This is a genomic window from Kluyvera georgiana ATCC 51603, from assembly GCF_001654985.1.
GTDB classification, from domain to species: domain Bacteria; phylum Pseudomonadota; class Gammaproteobacteria; order Enterobacterales; family Enterobacteriaceae; genus Kluyvera; species Kluyvera georgiana.
On record NZ_LXEU01000071.1, the window covers coordinates 60,241 to 80,847 of the forward strand.

A 20,607-nucleotide genomic window follows, 5' to 3' on the forward strand; every position below is an offset into this window, starting at 1 on the left:
ATCGCATGATACTTTCCGGCCTGTCGGCATTCTTGTAATCCGGCAGGCCGTGTTATTATTGCCCCTTAGTATATTTTGACAGGAAGAGTATTTTGACAACTGACACTCATACTCTGCACATTGAAGAGATTTTAGAACTTCTGCCGCACCGTTACCCGTTCTTACTGGTAGACCGCGTGCTGGATTTTGAAGAAGGTCGTTTTCTGCGCGCAGTGAAAAATGTTTCCGTAAATGAGCCGTTTTTCCAGGGCCACTTCCCTGGCAAGCCGATTTTACCGGGCGTGCTGATTCTGGAAGCTATGGCGCAGGCCACGGGTATTCTGGCGTTTAAAAGCGTCGGTAAACTGGAGCCAGGCGAGCTGTACTATTTTGCAGGCATTGATGAAGCGCGCTTCAAGCGTCCTGTCGTGCCTGGCGATCAGATGATTATGGAAGTTACCTTCGAGAAAACCCGCCGTGGCCTGACTCGCTTTAAAGGCGTTGCGCTGGTCGATGGTAAAGTGGTTTGCGAAGCAACAATGATGTGCGCGCGTAGCCGGGAGTCCTGATCCGTGATTGATAAAACCGCCTTTATCCATCCTACCGCCATTGTGGAAGACGGTGCCGTTATCGGCGCTAACGCCCACATTGGCCCGTTTTGTATTGTGGGGCCTAACGTCGAAATCGGCGAAGGTACCGTACTGAAGTCTCACGTTGTGGTTAACGGCCATACCAAAATTGGCCGTGATAACGAGATCTATCAGTTCGCCTCTATCGGGGAAGTTAACCAGGATCTGAAATATGCTGGTGAGCCGACTCGCGTGGAAATTGGCGATCGCAACCGCATTCGCGAAAGCGTCACCATTCACCGTGGCACAGTACAGGGCGGCGGATTGACGAAGGTGGGCAGCGATAACCTGCTGATGATCAACGCCCACGTGGCGCACGATTGTACGGTAGGCGACCGCTGCATCCTGGCCAATAACGCCACCCTAGCCGGACACGTTTCGCTGGATGATTTCGTTATCATCGGCGGTATGACCGCGGTGCATCAGTTCTGCATCATCGGCGCGCACGTGATGGTTGGCGGCTGTTCTGGCGTTGCTCAGGACGTTCCGCCGTACGTTATTGCTCAGGGCAACCACGCGACGCCGTTTGGCGTCAACATCGAAGGTCTGAAGCGCCGTGGCTTTAGCCGCGAAGCGATCACCGCGATTCGCAATGCTTATAAAGCGTTGTACCGCAGCGGCAAAACGCTGGAAGAAGTGAAACCGGAAATCGCCGAACTGGCGAAGCAGTATCCGGAAGTTCAACCCTTTAGCGATTTCTTTGCCCGCTCCACGCGCGGCCTGATTCGTTAATGGCTGAACAGCGTCCCCTGACGATTGCCCTGGTCGCCGGAGAAACCTCCGGCGATATTCTTGGTGCAGGCCTCATTCGCGCCCTCAAGGCACGCGTACCCAACGCGCGCTTTGTCGGCGTGGCCGGTCCGCGTATGCAGGCCGAAGGCTGCGAAGCCTGGTACGAGATGGAAGAGCTGGCGGTGATGGGCATCGTCGAAGTGCTGGGGCGACTGCGTCGTCTGCTGCATATCCGCGCCGATCTCACCCAACGCTTTACCGATCTGAAGCCTGATGTTTTTGTCGGTATTGATGCTCCTGACTTCAACATCACGCTGGAAGGCAACCTCAAAAAACAGGGGATCAAGACGATCCACTACGTCAGCCCGTCCGTGTGGGCCTGGCGACAGAAACGCGTCTTCAAAATTGGCAGAGCCACCAACATGGTGCTCGCATTTCTGCCTTTTGAAAAAGCGTTTTATGACAAATTTAACGTCCCGTGCCGCTTTATCGGACACACCATGGCTGACGCCATGCCGTTGGATCCGGATAAAAACGCCGCGCGGGATACGCTGGGTATCGCCCACGATGTCCACTGTCTGGCGATGCTGCCGGGTAGCCGTGGGACAGAAGTGGAGATGCTCAGCGCCGACTTTTTAAAAACCGCGCAGCTGTTGCGTCAGCAGTACCCCGATCTTGAAGTGGTGGTACCGTTGGTAAACGCAAAGCGTCGCGAGCAGTTCGAACGTATCAAAGTTGAAGTGGCGCCGGATCTCCACGTACATATGCTAGACGGCATGGCGCGCGAGGCGATGATCGCCAGCGACGCGGCGCTGCTGGCCTCCGGTACGGCGGCGCTGGAATGCATGCTGGCCAAGTGCCCGATGGTGGTGGGCTATCGCATGAAACCGTTCACTTTCTGGCTGGCAAAACGGCTGGTGAAAACCGAGTATGTTTCGCTGCCGAACCTGTTGGCCGGCCGCGAGCTGGTTAAAGAGCTGCTGCAGGATGAGTGTGAGCCGCAGCGGCTGGCCGAGGCGTTACAGCCGCTTCTGGCCAACGGTAAAACCAGCCACGCGATGCACGATACCTTCCGTGAACTGCACCTGCAAATTCGCTGTAACGCAGACGAACAGGCGGCAGACGCGGTGCTGGAGCTAGCACAATGATTGAATTTGAATATCCCCATACCCATCTTGTGGCGGGTGTGGATGAAGTCGGACGTGGCCCGCTGGTTGGCGCGGTCGTCACGGCGGCGGTGATCCTCGATCCTGCCCGTCCGATTGTCGGGCTGAATGACTCTAAAAAACTCAGCGAAAAGCGCCGACTGGCGCTGTTTGACGAGATTAAAGAGAAAGCGCTGTGCTGGAGCCTTGGCCGCGCCGAGCCGCATGAAATCGACGAGCTCAATATTCTGCATGCCACCATGCTGGCGATGCAGCGCGCGGTGGCGGGGCTGTCTGTTGTGCCAGAATACGTGCTGATTGACGGCAATCGCTGTCCCAAACTGCCGATGCCGTCGCTGGCTGTGGTGAAGGGCGATAGCCGAGTGGCAGAAATCAGCGCAGCGTCTATTCTCGCTAAAGTCACGCGCGATGCGGAAATGGCCGAACTGGACACGGTGTTTCCGCAGTACGGTTTTGCCCAGCACAAGGGCTACCCAACCGCTTTTCATCTGGAAAAGTTAGCGCAATATGGCGCAACCGAACATCACCGACGCAGCTTTGCTCCCGTCAAACGCGCACTGGGACTGGCGTCCTGATTCGTGTGTCGAGAATAAGTAAACCGGAATCTAAAGATGGCTGAACCACGTTTCGTGCACCTGCGGGTGCATAGCGACTACTCCATGATTGATGGGCTGGCGAAAACCGGGCCGCTGGTGAAAAAGGCGGCCTCTTTGGGCATGCCTGCGCTGGCGATCACCGATTTTACCAACCTCTGCGGTCTGGTGAAGTTCTACGGAGCGGGCCACGGTGCCGGGATTAAACCGATTGTCGGTGCCGATTTCCATGTCCAGAGCGACCTGCTCGGCGATGAACTCACCCATTTAACGGTGCTGGCAGCGAACAACCAGGGCTACCAGAACCTGACGCTGCTGATCTCCAAAGCCTATCAACGCGGCTACGGCGCTGCGGGCCCCATTATCGACCGTGAGTGGCTGGTTGAGCTGAAAGAGGGCTTGATCCTGCTCTCCGGCGGCCGTATGGGGGATGTGGGGCGCAGCCTGCTGCGCGGTAATATGGCGCTGGTGGATCAGTGCGTTGATTTTTATGAACAACATTTCCCGAATAACTATTTTCTCGAGCTGATTCGTACCGGTCGCCCGGATGAAGAGCCTTATCTGCACGCGGCCGTTGAGCTGGCGGAAAGACGGGGTCTTCCGGTGGTGGCGACCAACGACGTGCGTTTTCTCGAACCGGGGGATTTCGACGCGCATGAGATTCGCGTCGCCATTCACGATGGTTTTACCCTCGACGACCCGAAACGCCCGCGCAACTACTCTGCGCAGCAGTATATGCGCAGCGAAGACGAGATGTGCGAGCTGTTTTCCGATATCCCGGAAGCGTTGGAAAATAGCGTCGAAATTGCCAAACGCTGTAACGTCACGGTGCGTCTTGGCGAATATTTCCTGCCGCAGTTCCCGACCGGCGATATGACCACCGAGGATTTCCTCGTGGCCAAGTCGAAAGAAGGTCTGGAAGAGCGTCTTGAATTCCTGTTCCCGGATCCGGAAGTGCGCGCTAAGCGTCGTCCGGAATATGACGAGCGTCTGGATGTTGAACTTCAGGTTATCAACCAGATGGGCTTCCCGGGGTACTTCCTGATCGTCATGGAGTTTATCCAGTGGTCGAAGGATAACGGCGTGCCGGTGGGGCCGGGCCGTGGTTCCGGTGCAGGCTCGCTGGTGGCGTATGCGTTAAAAATCACCGACCTCGATCCGCTGGAACTTGACCTGCTGTTCGAACGTTTCCTTAACCCGGAACGTGTCTCGATGCCCGACTTCGACGTCGACTTCTGCATGGAGAAACGCGACCAGGTTATCGAGCACGTTGCGGAAATGTATGGCCGCGATGCGGTATCGCAGATTATTACCTTCGGTACCATGGCGGCAAAAGCGGTTATCCGCGATGTAGGCCGCGTACTGGGTCACCCGTACGGCTTCGTGGACCGCATCTCCAAGCTGGTGCCGCCCGATCCGGGTATGACGCTGGCGAAAGCGTTTGAAGCTGAGCCGCAGCTGCCGGAAATTTACGAGGCGGATGAAGAGGTGCGCGCGCTGATCGATATGGCGCGCAAACTGGAAGGTGTGACCCGAAACGCCGGTAAACACGCCGGTGGCGTGGTGATTGCGCCAACCAAAATTACCGATTTTGCGCCGTTGTACTGCGACGAGCAGGGCCTGCACCCGGTTACCCAGTTCGATAAGAACGACGTGGAATATGCCGGGCTGGTGAAGTTCGACTTCCTCGGCCTGCGTACGCTCACCATCATCAACTGGGCGCTGGAGATGATCAACGCCCGCCGCGAACGTAACGGCGAGCCGCCGCTGGATATCGCGGCCATCCCGCTCGACGATAAGAAAAGCTTCGACATGCTGCAGCGCTCGGAGACCACCGCGGTCTTCCAGCTTGAATCCCGCGGCATGAAAGACCTGATTAAACGTCTGCAGCCTGACTGCTTCGAAGATATGATCGCGCTGGTGGCTCTGTTCCGTCCGGGCCCGCTGCAATCGGGGATGGTAGATAACTTTATCGACCGTAAGCACGGGCGTGAAGAGATCTCATATCCTGACGTACAGTGGCAGCACGAAAGTCTGAAACCGGTACTGGAGCCGACCTACGGCATCATCCTGTACCAGGAACAGGTTATGCAGATTGCCCAGGTACTCTCTGGCTACACCCTCGGCGGCGCGGATATGCTGCGTCGAGCGATGGGTAAGAAAAAGCCGGAAGAGATGGCCAAGCAGCGCGGTGCGTTCGAAGAAGGGGCGAAAAAGAACGGCATCGACGGCGAGCTGGCGATGAAAATCTTTGACCTGGTGGAAAAATTCGCTGGTTACGGGTTTAACAAATCGCACTCTGCGGCCTATGCGCTGGTCTCTTACCAGACGCTGTGGCTGAAGGCCCACTATCCGGCTGAGTTTATGGCGGCGGTGATGACCGCCGATATGGATAACACCGAGAAGGTGGTGGGGCTGGTGGATGAATGCTGGCGCATGGGGCTAAAAATATTGCCGCCAGATATCAATTCCGGTTTATATCATTTCCACGTGAATCATGACGGGGAAATCGTGTATGGTATCGGCGCCATTAAGGGCGTCGGCGAAGGTCCGATTGAAGCGATCATCGAAGCGCGTAATAACGGCGGCTACTTCCGTGAGCTGTTCGACCTGTGCGCGCGTACCGATACCAAAAAACTAAACCGCCGGGTGCTGGAAAAGTTGATTATGTCCGGGGCGTTCGATCGCCTTGGCCCGCACCGCGCCGCGCTGATGAATTCGCTGGGCGATGCGTTGAAGGCGGCCGATCAGCATGCAAAAGCCGAAGCGATTGGCCAGGCCGATATGTTCGGCGTGCTGGCGGAAGAGCCGGAGCAAATAGAACAATCATATGCCAACTGTCTGCCGTGGCCGGAGCAGGTGGTATTAGATGGGGAGCGCGAAACGTTAGGTCTGTACCTGACGGGGCACCCGATCAACCAGTATATAAAAGAAATTGAGCGCTATGTCGGCGGGTATCGACTCAAAGACATGCATCCGACGGAACGTGGTAAAGTGACCACGGCCGCGGGGCTCGTGATTGCGGCGCGGGTTATGGTCACCAAGCGCGGCAATCGTATCGGCATCTGTACGCTGGATGACCGTTCCGGACGTCTGGAGGTCATGTTGTTCTCCGAGGCGCTGGAAAAATACCAGCATCTGCTGGAAAAAGACCGCATACTTATCGTCAGCGGACAGGTCAGCTTTGATGACTTCAGCGGCGGCCTTAAAATGATGGCCCGCGAAGTGATGGACATTGACGAAGCCCGGGAAAAATACGCTCGCGGGCTTGCTATCTCGCTGACGGACAGGCAAATTGATGACCAGCTTTTAAACCGACTCCGTCAGTCTCTGGAACCCCATCGTTCGGGAACCATTCCAGTACATCTCTACTATCAGAGGGCGGATGCACGTGCGCGGTTGCGTTTCGGTGCAACCTGGCGTGTCTCTCCGAGCGATCGTTTACTTAACGATCTGCGTGGCCTCATCGGTTCGGAGCAGGTGGAACTGGAGTTTGACTAATACAGGAATACTATGAGTCTGAATTTCCTTGATTTTGAACAGCCGATTGCAGAGCTGGAAGCGAAAATCGATTCTCTGACTGCGGTTAGCCGTCAGGATGAGAAACTGGATATTAATATCGACGAAGAAGTGCATCGTCTGCGTGAAAAAAGCGTAGAGCTGACGCGCAAAATCTTTGCCGATCTCGGCGCATGGCAGGTAGCCCAACTGGCGCGCCATCCGCAGCGCCCGTACACCCTGGATTATGTCCGTCTGGCGTTTGATGAATTTGACGAACTGGCGGGCGATCGCGCCTATGCTGACGATAAAGCTATCGTCGGTGGTATCGCACGTCTGGACGGTCGTCCGGTGATGATCATTGGTCATCAGAAAGGTCGCGAAACCAAAGAGAAGATTCGCCGCAACTTCGGCATGCCGGCACCGGAAGGCTACCGCAAGGCCCTGCGTTTGATGGAGATGGCTGAGCGCTTCAACATGCCAATTATCACCTTCATCGACACCCCGGGTGCCTACCCAGGCGTGGGCGCGGAAGAGCGCGGTCAGTCCGAAGCTATCGCACGCAACCTGCGTGAGATGTCTCGTCTGAACGTACCGGTCATCTGCACCGTTATTGGTGAAGGCGGCTCCGGCGGCGCGCTGGCTATCGGCGTGGGCGATAAAGTGAATATGCTGCAGTACAGCACCTATTCCGTTATCTCTCCGGAAGGCTGCGCCTCTATTTTGTGGAAGAGTGCGGACAAAGCGCCGCTGGCGGCTGAAGCCATGGGCATCATCGCGCCGCGTCTGAAAGAGCTGAAGCTTATCGACTCTATCATTCCTGAACCGCTGGGCGGCGCACACCGCAACCCGGAAGCGATGGCTGCTTCCCTGAAAGCGCAGCTGCTGGCTGACCTGGCCGATCTCGACGTCCTGAGCAAAGAAGATCTGCGCAACCGTCGCTATCAGCGCCTGATGAGCTACGGCTACGCCTAAGCCATCTGTTAAGACGTTCCTGAAAAGGGCCACAGTTTGTGGCCCTTTTTTATTGTCTGCGTTCTACCTGCGCTATGATAGATAAAGAATTTCCAGGAGGAACGCATGAATATTATCGCCATTATGGGGCCGCACGGCGTCTACTACAAAGACGAGCCGATCAAGGAACTGGAAGACGCGCTGCTGGCGCAAGGCTTCAAAATCATCTGGCCGCAGAACAGTGCCGACCTGCTGAAGTTTATTGAGCACAACCCGCGCATTTGCGGGGTCATTTTTGACTGGGACGAGTACAGCGTCGATCTCTGCGGTGAGATAAATCAGCTCAATGAATATCTGCCGCTTTACGCTTTTATCAATAACCACTCGACGATGGACGTTAGCGCGCATGACATGCGCATGGCGCTGTGGTTCTTCGAATATGCGCTGGGCCAGGCGGACGATATCGCGACGCGTATCCGCCAGTACACCGATGAATACCTTGATAATATTACGCCGCCCTTCACCAAGGCGCTGTTTACCTACGTCAACGAAGGTAAGTATACCTTCTGCACGCCAGGGCATATGGCGGGTACGGCCTACCAGAAAAGCCCGGTTGGCTGCCTGTTTTACGATTTCTTCGGTGCGAATACGCTGAAGGCTGACGTGTCGATTTCGGTGACCGAGCTGGGGTCGCTGCTTGACCATACCGGTCCGCATCTGGAAGCCGAGGAGTATATCGCCCGCACTTTTGGCGCCGAGCAGAGCTATATGGTGACCAACGGTACCTCGACGTCGAATAAAATTGTCGGCATGTATGCGGCGCCGGGCGGCAGTACGCTACTGATTGACCGCAACTGCCATAAGTCGCTGGCGCATCTGCTGATGATGAGTGATGTCGTGCCGCTGTGGCTCAAGCCGACGCGTAACGCGCTGGGCATTCTCGGGGGGATCCCGAAGCGGGAATTTACCCGCGACAGTCTCCAGCAGAAGGTGGATGCTACCGAAGGTGCGCAGTGGCCGGTGCATGCGGTAATCACCAACTCCACCTACGACGGGCTGCTGTACAACACCAACTGGATTAAACAGACCCTTGACGTTCCGTCGATTCACTTTGATTCCGCCTGGGTGCCGTATACCCACTTCCATCCCATTTATCAGGGGAAAAGCGGCATGAGCGGCGAGCGCGTGCCGGGAAAAGTGTTCTTTGAAACCCAGTCGACCCACAAGATGCTGGCGGCGCTGTCGCAGGCATCATTAATCCACATAAAGGGCGACTATGATGAAGACACCTTCAATGAAGCCTTCATGATGCATACCTCAACGTCACCGAGCTATCCGATCGTGGCGTCAATTGAGACCGCTGCGGCCATGCTGCGCGGTAATCCTGGACGTCGGCTGATCAATCGCTCGGTAGAGCGTGCGCTGCATTTCCGCAAAGAAGTACAGCGGCTGCGAGAAGAGTCGGACAGCTGGTTCTTTGATATCTGGCAGCCGGAAGAGATTGATGAAGCCGAGTGCTGGCCGGTATCACCGGGAGAGGACTGGCACGGTTTCAGCGACGCCGATGCCGATCATATGTTCCTCGATCCGGTGAAGGTTACGATCCTCACGCCGGGTATGGACGAGCAGGGCAATATGAGCGACGAAGGGATCCCGGCGGCGCTGGTGGCGAAATATCTCGACGAGCACGGCGTGGTAGTCGAGAAAACCGGGCCCTATAACCTGCTGTTCCTGTTCAGCATCGGTATTGATAAAACCCGTGCGATGGGGCTACTGCGCGGACTGACGGAGTTTAAGCGCGCCTACGATTTGAACCTGCGGGTCAAGAACATGCTGCCGGATCTCTATGCGGAGGATCCCGACTTCTATCGCCATATGCGTATTCAGGATCTGGCGCAAGGGATCCACCGTCTGATTCGCCAGCACGATCTTCCGCGATTGATGCTGCGGGCTTTTGACGTGCTGCCGGAGATGAAGCTGACGCCGCATCGTGCGTGGCAGCGGCAGATTAAAGGCGAGGTGGAAACCGTGGCGCTTGAAGAGCTGGTTGGGCGTGTTTCGGCGAACATGATTCTGCCGTATCCGCCGGGAGTACCGCTGCTGATGCCGGGGGAAATGATCACCGAGGAGAGCCGCTCCGTGCTCGATTTCCTGCTAATGCTGTGTTCTATCGGGCGACATTATCCGGGCTTTGAAACCGATATCCACGGCGCAAAACGCGATGAAAACGGCGTCTACCGCGTTAGAGTCCTAAAAAACGGCTGAGGGGTTGCGTGATAACGGCCTGCGCGGGTAACGTGCTGAGAAACGGTTAACGGAGTAAAACCATGCTGGGATTAAAACAGATTCACCATGTTGCCATTATCGCTACCGACTACGCGAAAAGTAAGGCTTTCTACTGCGATATTCTGGGCTTTACGCTGCAAAGCGAAGTTTATCGCGAAGCGCGCGATTCGTGGAAGGGGGACCTGGCTCTGAACGGGCAGTATGTGATTGAACTGTTTTCCTTCCCGTTTCCGCCTGAGCGCCCCAGCCGCCCGGAAGCGTGTGGATTGCGCCACCTGGCGTTCAGCGTAGAGAATATCGATGCTGCTGTGGCGCATCTGGAAGCTCGCGGCGTCGCCTGTGAGGCGATTCGCATCGATCCGTACACCGACAAGCGATTCACCTTTTTCAACGATCCTGACGGCCTGCCGCTGGAACTTTACCAGCAGTAAGGCTTGTCATGAGTCGCCCGGCCGGGTAACGTGCCGGGCGATATCTTTCACGACGATATGACGATGACGCCTTCTTCACTTATGCAGCAACTCCAACAGCACCGCCAGTTTCTGGTGGCGTTTAGCGGCGGTCTCGACTCGACGGTGCTGTTGCATCAACTGGTTTGCTGGCGGCGACAGGAGCCGGGCATTTCTCTACGGGCTATCCACATTCATCATGGCATCAGCCAGAATGCTGACCGCTGGGTTGAGCACTGCCAGCAGCTGTGCGCAGAGTGGCAGGTGCCGCTGGTCGTCGAACGCGTTACGCTGATGCCGGGTGGGGCAGGGCTCGAAGCTGAGGCCCGAGCTGCGCGCTATCAGGCTTTTCGTGAAGCGCTGTTGCCCAGTGAAGTATTGTTGACGGCACAGCATCTGGATGACCAGAGCGAGACGCTGCTGCTGGCGCTGAAGCGCGGTAGCGGGCCTGCCGGGCTATCGGCGATGCCGGTCAGCGCGACGTTTGCCGATACGCAGCTGATCCGCCCTTTGTTGCATGAAACTCGCGCAACGCTGCTGCTGTGGGCGCAGCGTTACGGACTGCGCTGGATTGAAGATGAGAGCAATCAGGACGATGCCTACGACCGCAACTTCCTGCGTCTGCGCGTCTTGCCGCTGCTGAACGCCCGTTGGCCTCATTTTGCCGAGGCGGCAGCACGTAGTGCGGCGCTGTGCGGGGAACAAGAACAACTGCTGGATGAGCTGCTGGCCGACGAGCTGTCGCGGCTGCTTGACGTAAACGGCTCGCTGGCGATAGACCCTCTGGTTAGCATGAGCGGGCCGAAACGTGCCGCGTTGCTGCGCCGCTGGTTGGCCGCAATGGGGGCAACGATGCCGTCACGGGAAATGCTAACGCGGCTGTGGCAGGAGGTAGCGCTCGCGCGCGAAGATGCCGCGCCGTGTCTACGCCTCGGTGATTTTGACGTTCGTCGCTTTCAGCGGCGGTTGTGGTGGGTAAAAGCGCTGCCTGAACAAACGGATAGCCAGGTCGAGTGGCAAAATCTGCACGCGCCGCTGGTGTTGCCCGATGGTCTTGGACAGGTGTCTCTGTTGCCGGGAGGGAATATTCATCTACCACGCGCCGACGAGCCGGTCACTATCCGCTTTAAAGCCCCCGGGATGCTGCATATCGTAGGCCGTCACGGTGGGCGCAAACTGAAGAAAATCTGGCAGGAGCTAGGCGTGCCGCCCTGGTTGCGCGACACCACTCCGCTACTGTTTTATGGCGATACGCTTATCGCCGCCGCGGGACGGTTTGTGACGCAAGAGGGTGGGTGTGAAGCGGGAGCAGGCGTACAGCTTAGCTGGCAGAAAACGGGCAGCTAAGCTGCCCGTCTCTCAATTATGATTCACTGACCACCACGGTGCCGATTTGTGGGTGGCTGAAGCTGGTTATCCGGTCAAGTCGCAGCTCGCGCAGAGCGCCCGCGCTGTCGACAACCAGATATTCCACGTTCTTGCGTGATAACAGGTCGTGAGCTTTGGCTTGCAGCACTTCGCCGTCTTTCAGCTCTAGCGAGAGGACGAGGTGGTGCTGGCAGGCAAGCTCAAGATTGTCATAGTCATCACAGTTGATGGGTTGATAAGTATCATTCATTGACATAATCGCTCACCAGTAAGTTTGCCGCCGCATACGCGGCTTTTTCCCTGACTGACTCAGAAATGGCGTCGTCCGCCGCAACTTCGTTTAAAACTTTCAGTACACAGCCTAGCGCATCCGGGATATACCCTAAATCACCGCTCGCAATTTCCGCATAGCGTTGACGAATCAACTCACAATAGTTGCCCACATGCCCTCCTGTCAGCGCTTCAATTAAGCCTATGAAGATAATCTCTGTTTAGCAAGGTGACTATATCATACTCATTTAAGCATTATCAGCGGGATGAGTGGCGGTAGACGGGCCTTTTGGCGTTGATTTCGTTACAATGACCTCCATTTTTTGCAGGAGTTTAGCCATGGCGCTGAAAGCAACGATTTATAAAGCAGTGGTCAACGTCGCCGACCTCGACCGTAGCCAGTTTCTGGACGCGTCCTTAACCCTCGCGCGCCACCCGTCTGAAACCCAGGAGCGCATGATGCTACGCCTGCTGGCGTGGATGAAGTATGCCGACGAACGTCTGCAGTTTACCCGCGGTCTCTCTTCGGACGACGAGCCGGAGGTGTGGCTGCGCAACGATCATCTGGGTATCGATCTGTGGATTGAGCTGGGGCTGCCGGACGATCGGCGGATCAAAAAAGCCTGCAGCCTGGCGCAGGAGGTGGCGCTGTTCACCTATAATAGTCGTGCTGCAGAGATTTGGTGGCAGCAGAATCAGAGCAAAATGGCAGGCTTTAAAAACCTGAGTATCTGGTATCTCGACGATGAGCAATTGGCGAAGCTTAGCGCGTTTGCCGAGCGCACCATGACGCTGCAAGCGACGATTCAGGAAGGGGCAATCTGGTTATCGGATGCTCAGAATAATCTGGAAATTCATCTGACGCCGTGGCAGACGCGGGCATGATTACGCTCTTCCGGCAGGTGAGCATCCCGGATGATGAGCTGACGATTACAGCCATCCGGGCGCAGGGCGCGGGCGGTCAGCATGTGAATAAGACCTCCACGGCGATTCACCTGCGCTTTGACATTCGCGCCTCCAGCCTGCCAGAGTATTACAAAGAACGCCTGCTCGCCGCCTGCCACCACTTAATTTCTGCTGACGGTGTGATTATCATTAAGGCGCAGGAATACCGTAGCCAGGAGAGGAATCGCGAAGCGGCGATTGCCCGGCTGGTGGCGGTGATCCAGACGTTAACGACAGAACAAAAAAGCCGACGCCCTACGCGCCCAACCCGCGCGTCGAAAGAGCGGCGGTTGAATTCAAAAGCGCAGAAATCTTCAGTGAAGTCCATGCGCGGGAAAGTTCGCTATTAAGCCGGACGTGGATGTAATAAGAATAAGGAATTGAGGGTGAAAAAAGCGATATTAGCCATTGCGGCCACGGGGATGCTGTTTGGGTTATTCGGATGCAACCATTCTGACGTGACCGCCATCAAGCCGACGCAGCCAGCAGAATTAACCCCTATGCAGCAAAGCTGGCGCGGTGTTCTGCCGTGCGCAGATTGCGAAGGCATTGAGACTTCGCTGTTCCTCGAGAAGGACGGTACCTGGGTGATGAACGAGCGCTATCAGGGTGTCAGTCGTGAGCCGTCATCATTTGGCTCGTACGGTACCTGGGCGCGCACCGCCGATAAGCTGGTGCTGACCGACAGCCAGGGGGAGAAGTCATACTACCGGGCGAAGGGCGAGAAGCTGGAGATGCTCGACCGCGAGGGTAACCCCATCGAATCGACGCTGAACTATACGCTGGAACCGGTTAAAGCGAGCCTGCCAACCACGCCGATGGCAATGCGCGGGATGTATTTCTACATGGCAGACGCGGCCACCTTTACCGACTGTGCTACCGGGCAGCGCGTGGCGGTTGTGAATAACGCCCAGCTGGAGCGTGATTATGCGGCTGCAAAAGGCGGCGAGAGCAAACCGATTCTGCTGGTGGTTGAAGGGCACTTTACCGTTGAGGAGAATCCCGATACCGGCGCGATGGTGAAAACGCTGGCGACCGATAAAGCCGGGACGTTTGCTCCGGGCAAAGACTGTACCAGCGCGAAGTAACGGTGTTTGTAGGCCAGATAAGCGCAGCGCCATCAGGCAATTCGGAGCCGATTGCCGGATGGCGGCGTAAATGCTTTATCCGGCTTACAGAGGATTGCGCTCGTACAAGGTGTTGATATAAAAAAGCCTCGCAAATGCGAGGCTTTTTTGTCGCCCGGACGAGGCGTAAACGCCGGGAGGGCATCGAACGGATTAGCCCTTAATCGCTTTCACCAGATAATCAACGATGTCGCCGGTTTTAATCAGCTGCTTCTCGCCGTTACGACGGTATTTGTATTCGATATCGTCGTTGTCGAGGTTACGGTCGCCAAGCACGATGGTATGCGGAATACCAATAAGCTCCATGTCGGCGAACATCACGCCCGGACGCTCTTTACGGTCATCCATCAGCACTTCGATACCCTGCGCACGCAGTTCAGCGTACAGCTTCTCCGCCAGTTCCTGCACGCGGTAGGATTTGTGCATGTTCATCGGCAGAATTGCTACCTGGAACGGCGCGATGGCGTCTGGCCATACAATGCCGCGATCGTCAAAGTTCTGCTCGATAGCCGCAGCCACGACGCGAGTGACCCCGATACCGTAGCAGCCCATGGTCAGGATCTGGTTACGGCCATCTTCGCCCTGTACGGAGGCTTTCATCGCTTCTGAGTACTTGGTACCCAGTTGGAAGATGTGGCCCACTTCGATACCGCGTTTGATCATCAGCGTGCCTTTGCCATCCGGGCTCGGATCGCCAGCGACCACGTTACGGATGTCTGCTACTTCCGGAGTCGCGACGTCACGATCCCAGTTGATACCGAAGTAGTGCTTACCGTCGATGTTAGCGCCGGCAGCGAAATCGCTCATGACGGCAACGGTACGGTCAATAATTACCGGAATCGACATATTGACCGGGCCGAGAGAACCTGGACCTGCTTTCACCAGTGCGCGAATCTCTTCTTCGGTGGCAAAGGTCAGCGGAGCTGCAACCTGTGGCAGTTTTTCCGCTTTCACTTCGTTCAGCTCGTGATCGCCGCGAACCAGCAGGGCAATCAGCGGAGACTTGCTGCCTTCCACCGTTTTCACCAGCAGGGTTTTTACGGTTTTCTCGATTGGCAGATTGAACTGCTCAACCAGCTCGGCGATAGTTTTCGCATTCGGCGTATCAACCAGCGTCATCTCCTGGGTTGCTGCCGCGCGCGGCTCTTTCGGCGCAAGCGCTTCTGCGAACTCAATGTTTGCCGCGTAGTCGGAAGAGTCAGAGAAGATCACATCATCTTCGCCGCTCTGGGCCAGCACCTGGAATTCGTGGGAAGCGCTGCCGCCGATAGAACCGGTGTCAGCCTGTACAGCACGGAAATCCAGGCCCATGCGGCTGAAGATTTTGCTGTATGCCGCGTACATCGCGTCGTAAGTCTCTTGCAGGGATTCCTGAGAAGTATGGAAAGAGTAGGCATCTTTCATCAGGAACTCACGGGAGCGCATGACGCCAAAACGCGGACGGACTTCGTCACGGAATTTGGTCTGGATCTGATAGAAGTTCAGCGGCAGCTGTTTGTAAGAGCTCAGCTCATTACGAATCAGGTCGGTGATGACTTCTTCGTGCGTCGGACCGAGGACGAACGAACGATCGCCACGATCAGCAATACGCAGCAGTTCCGGGCCATACTGTTCCCAACGGCCGCTCTCTTCCCACAGTTCGGAAGGCTGAACTACCGGCATCAACACCTCGATTGCACCGGCGTTGTTCATCTCTTCACGCACGATGTTTTCGACTTTTTTCAGGACGCGCACGCCGGTCGGCAGCCAGGTGTATAACCCGGAGGCCAGCTTGCGGATCATCCCGGCGCGCAGCATCAGCTGATGGCTGATGACTTCGGCGTCGGCAGGTGTCTCCTTCAGAGTGGAGAGCAGATATTGGCTAGTACGCATGTTGTTACGGTTCCAGTTGAACGATCGAACAGGCTCAAGACGAGCCTGGCACAAAACAAAAGTGGTTTAGTTTACCAGCGAGAAAGGGATGTCAAAAGAGTGCGCGGCGCAAATTACCGGGCTTCGAGGGCAAAGACCTCAAATCCTGACGCAGTCACGCGCCAGCGGACGTTAAAGTCCAGCAGCCAGACCGCGTAGGTTTTGCCTTCTTCCTCGTTTTTACGGTAGGCAGGACGCGGATCCTGCGCCAGCACTTCGGCAATAAATTGACGTAGGCGCGGGTAACGTTTTTCCAACCCGAGCAACTGCCGGGCAATTTCCTCGCTGAAGGTGACGTTCACGTCGGCCTGTGGCGCGTCCTGCGCATAGCTGGCGCGCGCTTCGGGCAGCGACTCGGCAAAGGGCAGATACGGTTTGATATCAACCACGGGCGTGCCGTCGACGAGATCCAGCCCGCCTAACTCAAGAATCACCTGCTCTTTATGGCAGCGGATGCCGCGCAGTTCGACCAACGACATCCCAATTGGGTTAGGACGGAAGGTTGAGCGAGTCGCAAAAACGCCCATTCTCGCGTTGCCTCCCAGCCGAGGAGGGCGAACGGTGGGGCGCCAGCCGCCTTCCATCGTTTGATGGAAGACGAACAGTACCCACAGATGGCTGAATGCCTCCAGGCCGCGCACCGCGCCAGCCTGGTTGTAGGGCGCGAGCAGATGTAACTCACCGCTACAGCTTTTTACCAGCCCCGGCTGGCGAGGAACGGCAAACTTCTCTTTATAGGGAGAACGGATAACGCCTATCTGCGCAAATGAGAATGTGCTCATTACTTCGCGGAAACGTTGAGCGCAGACCCGACGCACACTGCCTGACGGTAGCAGCCCGGTGTGCCGCTTGTCACTTCACAGCTGTGCAGCAGTACCGCATTCGCTTTCATTTTAGAGGCGTTAATTTGCATGCGTTTGCGCGCGGTTGGGATATTGGGTGGTGAATCCTGATTGGTGGCCTGGCAAGATTCGCCCGACACTTCGCCCAGATCGCGGAACGGTTTACCGACCAGATCTTCAGCGTTGGTAATAATTCGTACCGGCGTCGCGCGAGGCGCCTTCGGTTTCGCAGTCTCCGTTTTGACGGGGGTCGCAGTGCTTTGAACGGGTTCAACGGGGGATCTGTTTAGCATGGAGCAGCCGCCTAACAGGAGCGCTAATAAACAGACCGGTAAAGCACGCATAATAATTCCTCTATAAAGGGTAGACCAGGGGGCTATTGAATCAGGTGCTTGCATAAATGACAAGACGGGCATGCGCCCGTCTTGAAAGATACTGCTTAGCGGTAATGCGATTACCAGCCTTTAACAGCGCCGCCGTTAAAGATTTTGTTCGCCGCTTCGTACACTTCGTCAGACTGGTAAGCCTGAACGAATTTCTTCACGTTTTCCGCGTCTTTGTTGTCTTCGCGAGTCACGATCAGGTTCACATACGGAGAATCTTTGCCTTCAACGAAGATACCGTCTTTCGCCGGAGTCAGGTTGATCTGGCTGGCGTAGGTGGTGTTAATAACGGCCAGAGCAATCTGTGCATCGTCCAGGGAGCGCGGCAGCTGCGGTGCTTCCAGTTCAACAATCTTCAGATTTTTTGGGTTCTCTACGATATCCAGAGAAGTCGGCAGAAGGCCAACGCCGTCTTTCAGTTTAATCAGACCTTCTTTCTGCAGCAGCAGCAGGGAACGGCCTAGGTTAGTTGGATCGTTCGGCACGGCAATCTGGTCGCCCGCTTTCAGTTCATCCAGAGATTTGATTTTCTTGGAGTAACCAGCGATTGGGTAAACGAAGGTGTTACCTACGGAGACCAGTTTGTAACCGCGATCTTTGATCTGCTGATCGAGGTACGGTTTGTGCTGGAAGGCGTTGGCGTCGATATCGCCTTTGCTCAGCGCTTCGTTCGGCAGAACGTAGTCGTTAAAGGTGACCAGCTCAACGTCCAGGCCGTATTTCTCTTTTGCTACTTTCTGCGCAACTTCAGCAACCTGCTGTTCTGCGCCGACAATCACGCCGACTTTAATGTGGTTGGGATCTTTTTCGTCCTGGCCGCAACCAACAAGTGCCAGAGAACCAATCAGGGCCCCAACTGCCGCAAAGGTTTTAAAATTGAACGCCATGCTTATTTCCTTAAACTTTTAAGTTGTGTTGTGTGTAACGCTATTTATGAGTCACTGCCCGGACGATACGATCGCCAGATAGTTGAATTAAATAAACCAGAACGACCAGCAATACCAGCACTGTATTCATCACGACCGCATTATAACCAATGTAGCCGTACTGATAGCCAATCTGGCCCAGGCCGCCAGCGCCCACGGCACCGCCCATCGCGGAGTAGCCAACCAGCGTAATCAGGGTAATGGTTGCCGCATTCACCAGGCCCGGCAGGGCTTCCGGCAGCAGAACTTTACGGATGATTTGCATCGGCGTGGCACCCATTGCGCGGGAAGCTTCAATCAGCCCGGTCGGGATCTCCAGCAGGGCATTTTCCACCATACGGGCGATAAACGGCGCGGCGCCCACGGTCAACGGAACAATAGCCGCCTGCAGACCAATAGACGTGCCCACAATCACGCGGGTAAATGGAATCATCCACACCAGCAGGATAATGAACGGAATGGAGCGGAAGATATTCACCAGCGCAGAGAGAATGCGGTAAAGCTTGCCGTTCTCAATGATTTGCCCCGGGCGTGTCGTATAAAGAAGTACGCCAACCGGCAAACCAATCACGAAACCGAAAAAGCCTGACACAAACGTCATGGCCAGCGTTTCCCAGACGCCGCGCGCCAGTAACCACATCATGGCCTCAGACATAACCCAATACCTCTACTTTTACATGGTGTTGCTGCAGCCAGGCGATGGCCGCTTGCGTATCTTCAGGTGTACCGTGCATTTCGGTCAGCATGATGCCGAACTTCACGCCGCCCGCGTAATCCATCTGCGCGCTGATAATGTTGTTATTCACGTTAAAGCGACGCGCGGTTTCTGACAGCAGCGGGGCGTCTACCGAATGTCCGGTAAACTCCATGCGCAGCATTGGGACGCTATCAGCGAACTGAGAGCCTTTCAGACGTGCCTGGTAGTCTTCTGGAATATCCAGATGCAGCGTGGACTGAATGAACTGCTGCGCCAGCGGCGTCTTAGGATGAGAGAAGACTTCACTTACCGTATCCTGTTCGATCAGCTCACCGTTGCTGATCACGGCGACGCAGTCACAGATACGCTTAACAACATCCATCTCATGGGTGATGAGCAGAATAGTCAGGCCCAGACGACGGTTAATGTCTTTCAGCAGTTCGAGAATAGAACGCGTGGTGGCCGGATCCAGCGCGCTGGTGGCCTCATCACACAGCAGTACCTTGGGGTTGCTGGCCAGAGCACGGGCAATCGCCACACGCTGTTTCTGCCCGCCGGACAGGTTTGCCGGATAGCTGTCGTGCTTATCGCCCAGACCGACGAGATCCAGCAGCTCGGTGACCCGGCGTTTGATTTCTTCTTTCGGCGTATTGTCGAGCTCCAGAGGCAGCGCGACGTTGCCAAATACGGTGCGAGACGAGAGCAGGTTAAAGTGCTGGAAGATCATACCAATCTGGCGGCGAGCTTTGGTCAGCGCCGACTCAGATAAGGACGTCAGTTCCTGGCCGCCGACCTGGACGCTGCCTTCAGTCGGACGTTCAAGCAGGTTGACGCAGCGAATCAGCGTGCTTTTACCTGCGCCGGATGCGCCAATGACGCCGTAAATTTGTCCCGCAGGCACGTGCAGGCTAACGTTGTTTAGCGCCTGAATTGTGCGGTGGCCCTGCTGGAACACCTTGGTGATATTCGAAAGTTTAATCATTAGATTTTTTATTATCGGTTAGAGTTATCCGCGGCATTTTCTTCTGCCCTGGACGGGCGATGACCGTCAACAAAACGGATGTTAAGGCATCTAGACGTCTAAATCAATCTGATTTATGCGATCGACGCTTTCTTGCCTGGCGAAACATGCGATACTAAGGACACATGCCTTATTCAGGAGCAACACGGTGGCAAAGTCCGTACCCGCTATTTTTCTCGATCGTGATGGCACGATTAATGTCGATCATGGCTACGTTCATGAAATAGATGAGTTTGAGTTTATTGATGGCGTCATTGACGCGATGCGTGAATTAAAAGAAATGGGCTATGCCCTGGTGGTGGTGACCAACCAGTCGGGTATTGCTCGCGGGAAGTTTACTGAAGCGCAGTTTGAAACGCTGACGGAATGGATGGACTGGTCGCTGGCCGACCGTGGTGTCGATCTGGATGGTATCTATTATTGTCCGCACCATCCGCAGGGAACGGTAGAAGAGTACCGTCAGGTGTGCGACTGCCGTAAACCGCATCCCGGTATGTTGAAGTCGGCGCAGGATTATCTGCACATTGATATGGCTTCTTCTTATATGGTTGGCGATAAAATTGAAGATATGCAGGCAGCCGCGGCGGCGAATGTCGGCACAAAAGTGCTGGTGCGTACCGGTAAGCCGGTAACTGAAGAAGCGGAGAAAGCGGCGGATTGGGTGATTAATAGCCTGGCAGACCTGCCTGCGGCCATCAAAAAGCAGAAATAATCGACGAAAAGGCGAAAAGGTGAGCGGTTGAAAGAAAAATGCATTTTCCCTCTTGTCAGCCAGAAATAACTCCCTATAATGCGCTCCCACTGACACGGAACAACGGCAAACAAGCCGCC

General features: G+C 55.7%; 21 protein-coding genes. 13 read left to right on the forward strand and 8 right to left on the reverse strand.

Annotation, left to right across the window (positions count from 1 at the left end; all coding sequences use genetic code 11):
• Positions 1-92 precede the first annotated feature (92 nt).
• The 9 genes from fabZ (at position 93) to tilS (ending at position 11,633) form a co-directional block, all read left to right on the forward strand.
• Positions 93-548 (forward strand): 3-hydroxyacyl-ACP dehydratase FabZ, encoded by a 456-nt coding sequence (gene fabZ, locus M989_RS18045; RefSeq protein ID WP_052285413.1) that lies wholly within the window; start codon positions 93-95, stop codon positions 546-548.
• A 3-nt stretch (positions 549-551) separates the two neighbouring features.
• Positions 552-1,340: an acyl-ACP--UDP-N-acetylglucosamine O-acyltransferase gene (gene lpxA / locus M989_RS18050; RefSeq protein WP_064547588.1), complete on the forward strand. Its 789-nt coding sequence runs from the start codon at positions 552-554 to the stop codon at positions 1,338-1,340.
• A complete protein-coding gene (gene lpxB / locus M989_RS18055; protein ID WP_064547590.1) occupies positions 1,340-2,488 on the forward strand; it encodes a lipid-A-disaccharide synthase in 1,149 nt (382 codons plus the stop codon). Before lpxA ends, lpxB begins: the two co-directional genes overlap by 1 nt.
• A complete protein-coding gene (gene rnhB / locus M989_RS18060) occupies positions 2,485-3,081 on the forward strand; it encodes a ribonuclease HII (protein WP_064547591.1) in 597 nt (198 codons plus the stop codon). The genes lpxB and rnhB overlap by 4 nt, the downstream gene beginning before the upstream one ends.
• 36 nt (positions 3,082-3,117) lie before the next feature.
• Complete coding sequence (gene dnaE, locus M989_RS18065; protein ID WP_064547593.1) at positions 3,118-6,600, forward strand: DNA polymerase III subunit alpha; 3,483 nt, start codon at positions 3,118-3,120, stop codon at positions 6,598-6,600.
• Positions 6,601-6,612: 12 nt separating this feature from the next.
• Positions 6,613-7,572 carry an acetyl-CoA carboxylase carboxyl transferase subunit alpha gene (gene accA / locus M989_RS18070; RefSeq protein WP_064547595.1) on the forward strand — a complete coding sequence of 320 codons (960 nt, stop codon included), beginning with the start codon at positions 6,613-6,615 and terminating at the stop codon, positions 7,570-7,572.
• 105 nt (positions 7,573-7,677) lie between these two features.
• On the forward strand, positions 7,678-9,816 hold the full coding sequence (gene ldcC / locus M989_RS18075; protein WP_064547597.1) for a lysine decarboxylase LdcC: 2,139 nt from the start codon (positions 7,678-7,680) through the stop codon (positions 9,814-9,816).
• A gap of 62 nt (positions 9,817-9,878) precedes the next feature.
• Positions 9,879-10,268 carry a VOC family protein gene (locus M989_RS18080; protein WP_064547599.1) on the forward strand — a complete coding sequence of 130 codons (390 nt, stop codon included), beginning with the start codon at positions 9,879-9,881 and terminating at the stop codon, positions 10,266-10,268.
• 57 nt (positions 10,269-10,325) lie between these two features.
• Positions 10,326-11,633: a tRNA lysidine(34) synthetase TilS gene (gene tilS, locus M989_RS18085; RefSeq protein ID WP_064547627.1), complete on the forward strand. Its 1,308-nt coding sequence runs from the start codon at positions 10,326-10,328 to the stop codon at positions 11,631-11,633.
• Between the two features lie 16 nt (positions 11,634-11,649).
• On the opposite strand, the gene rof is transcribed toward tilS, so the two are convergent.
• On the reverse strand, positions 11,650-11,910 hold the full coding sequence (gene rof / locus M989_RS18090) for a Rho-binding antiterminator (RefSeq protein ID WP_064547601.1): 261 nt from the start codon (positions 11,908-11,910) through the stop codon (positions 11,650-11,652).
• Positions 11,897-12,097 (reverse strand): YaeP family protein, encoded by a 201-nt coding sequence (locus M989_RS18095; protein WP_064547602.1) that lies wholly within the window; start codon positions 12,095-12,097, stop codon positions 11,897-11,899. The genes rof and M989_RS18095 overlap by 14 nt, the downstream gene beginning before the upstream one ends.
• Positions 12,098-12,263: 166 nt before the next feature.
• Here M989_RS18095 and M989_RS18100 point away from each other — a divergent pair, with 166 nt between their 5' ends.
• The 3 genes from M989_RS18100 to nlpE are packed head-to-tail and all read left to right on the forward strand — an operon-like array spanning position 12,264 to position 13,957.
• Positions 12,264-12,809, forward strand: a complete 546-nt coding sequence (locus M989_RS18100; protein WP_064547604.1) for a YaeQ family protein — start codon at positions 12,264-12,266, stop codon at positions 12,807-12,809.
• On the forward strand, positions 12,806-13,219 hold the full coding sequence (arfB, locus tag M989_RS18105) for an alternative ribosome rescue aminoacyl-tRNA hydrolase ArfB (protein ID WP_064547606.1): 414 nt from the start codon (positions 12,806-12,808) through the stop codon (positions 13,217-13,219). The genes M989_RS18100 and arfB overlap by 4 nt, the downstream gene beginning before the upstream one ends.
• Before the next feature lie 36 nt (positions 13,220-13,255).
• Positions 13,256-13,957 carry an envelope stress response activation lipoprotein NlpE gene (gene nlpE / locus M989_RS18110; protein WP_064547608.1) on the forward strand — a complete coding sequence of 234 codons (702 nt, stop codon included), beginning with the start codon at positions 13,256-13,258 and terminating at the stop codon, positions 13,955-13,957.
• Between the two features lie 192 nt (positions 13,958-14,149).
• On the opposite strand, the gene proS is transcribed toward nlpE, so the two are convergent.
• The 6 genes from proS to metN all read right to left on the reverse strand — a co-directional run bounded on the left by proS (position 14,150) and on the right by metN (position 19,737).
• The gene (gene proS / locus M989_RS18115) at positions 14,150-15,868 is read right to left on the reverse strand and encodes a proline--tRNA ligase (RefSeq protein ID WP_064547610.1); all 1,719 of its coding nucleotides are present in this window, start codon (positions 15,866-15,868) and stop codon (positions 14,150-14,152) included.
• 113 nt (positions 15,869-15,981) lie between these two features.
• Positions 15,982-16,689, reverse strand: coding sequence for a tRNA (N6-threonylcarbamoyladenosine(37)-N6)-methyltransferase TrmO (gene tsaA, locus M989_RS18120; protein ID WP_064547612.1), 708 nt, complete (start codon positions 16,687-16,689; stop codon positions 15,982-15,984).
• Positions 16,689-17,093, reverse strand: coding sequence for an Rcs stress response system protein RcsF (rcsF, locus tag M989_RS18125; protein WP_064547614.1), 405 nt, complete (start codon positions 17,091-17,093; stop codon positions 16,689-16,691). Before rcsF ends, tsaA begins: the two co-directional genes overlap by 1 nt.
• 110 nt (positions 17,094-17,203) lie before the next feature.
• The gene (gene metQ, locus M989_RS18130) at positions 17,204-18,019 is read right to left on the reverse strand and encodes a methionine ABC transporter substrate-binding lipoprotein MetQ (protein ID WP_064547616.1); all 816 of its coding nucleotides are present in this window, start codon (positions 18,017-18,019) and stop codon (positions 17,204-17,206) included.
• A gap of 40 nt (positions 18,020-18,059) precedes the next feature.
• The gene (locus M989_RS18135; protein WP_064547618.1) at positions 18,060-18,713 is read right to left on the reverse strand and encodes a methionine ABC transporter permease MetI; all 654 of its coding nucleotides are present in this window, start codon (positions 18,711-18,713) and stop codon (positions 18,060-18,062) included.
• Positions 18,706-19,737 carry a methionine ABC transporter ATP-binding protein MetN gene (gene metN, locus M989_RS18140; RefSeq protein ID WP_064547620.1) on the reverse strand — a complete coding sequence of 344 codons (1,032 nt, stop codon included), beginning with the start codon at positions 19,735-19,737 and terminating at the stop codon, positions 18,706-18,708. Before metN ends, M989_RS18135 begins: the two co-directional genes overlap by 8 nt.
• A 187-nt stretch (positions 19,738-19,924) precedes the next feature.
• On the opposite strand from metN, the gene gmhB reads away from it, so the two are divergent.
• A complete protein-coding gene (gmhB, locus tag M989_RS18145; RefSeq protein ID WP_064547622.1) occupies positions 19,925-20,488 on the forward strand; it encodes a D-glycero-beta-D-manno-heptose 1,7-bisphosphate 7-phosphatase in 564 nt (187 codons plus the stop codon).
• Positions 20,489-20,607: the final 119 nt, after the last annotated feature.

What these genes read in the sequence shown, in the direction of transcription:
- lpxB (WP_064547590.1), top strand. Translation starts at nt 1,340, where the DNA reads ATGGCTGAACAGCGTCCCCTGACGATTGCCCTGGTCGCCGGAGAAACC.
- rnhB (WP_064547591.1), top strand. Translation starts at nt 2,485, where the DNA reads ATGATTGAATTTGAATATCCCCATACCCATCTTGTGGCGGGTGTGGAT.
- dnaE (WP_064547593.1), top strand. Translation starts at nt 3,118, where the DNA reads ATGGCTGAACCACGTTTCGTGCACCTGCGGGTGCATAGCGACTACTCC.
- accA (WP_064547595.1), top strand. Translation starts at nt 6,613, where the DNA reads ATGAGTCTGAATTTCCTTGATTTTGAACAGCCGATTGCAGAGCTGGAA.
- ldcC (WP_064547597.1), top strand. Translation starts at nt 7,678, where the DNA reads ATGAATATTATCGCCATTATGGGGCCGCACGGCGTCTACTACAAAGAC.
- M989_RS18080 (WP_064547599.1), top strand. Translation starts at nt 9,879, where the DNA reads ATGCTGGGATTAAAACAGATTCACCATGTTGCCATTATCGCTACCGAC.
- tilS (WP_064547627.1), top strand. Translation starts at nt 10,326, where the DNA reads ATGACGATGACGCCTTCTTCACTTATGCAGCAACTCCAACAGCACCGC.
- rof (WP_064547601.1), bottom strand. Translation starts at nt 11,910, where the DNA reads ATGTCAATGAATGATACTTATCAACCCATCAACTGTGATGACTATGAC.
- M989_RS18100 (WP_064547604.1), top strand. Translation starts at nt 12,264, where the DNA reads ATGGCGCTGAAAGCAACGATTTATAAAGCAGTGGTCAACGTCGCCGAC.
- arfB (WP_064547606.1), top strand. Translation starts at nt 12,806, where the DNA reads ATGATTACGCTCTTCCGGCAGGTGAGCATCCCGGATGATGAGCTGACG.
- proS (WP_064547610.1), bottom strand. Translation starts at nt 15,868, where the DNA reads ATGCGTACTAGCCAATATCTGCTCTCCACTCTGAAGGAGACACCTGCC.
- tsaA (WP_064547612.1), bottom strand. Translation starts at nt 16,689, where the DNA reads ATGAGCACATTCTCATTTGCGCAGATAGGCGTTATCCGTTCTCCCTAT.
- rcsF (WP_064547614.1), bottom strand. Translation starts at nt 17,093, where the DNA reads ATGCGTGCTTTACCGGTCTGTTTATTAGCGCTCCTGTTAGGCGGCTGC.
- metQ (WP_064547616.1), bottom strand. Translation starts at nt 18,019, where the DNA reads ATGGCGTTCAATTTTAAAACCTTTGCGGCAGTTGGGGCCCTGATTGGT.
- M989_RS18135 (WP_064547618.1), bottom strand. Translation starts at nt 18,713, where the DNA reads ATGTCTGAGGCCATGATGTGGTTACTGGCGCGCGGCGTCTGGGAAACG.
- metN (WP_064547620.1), bottom strand. Translation starts at nt 19,737, where the DNA reads ATGATTAAACTTTCGAATATCACCAAGGTGTTCCAGCAGGGCCACCGC.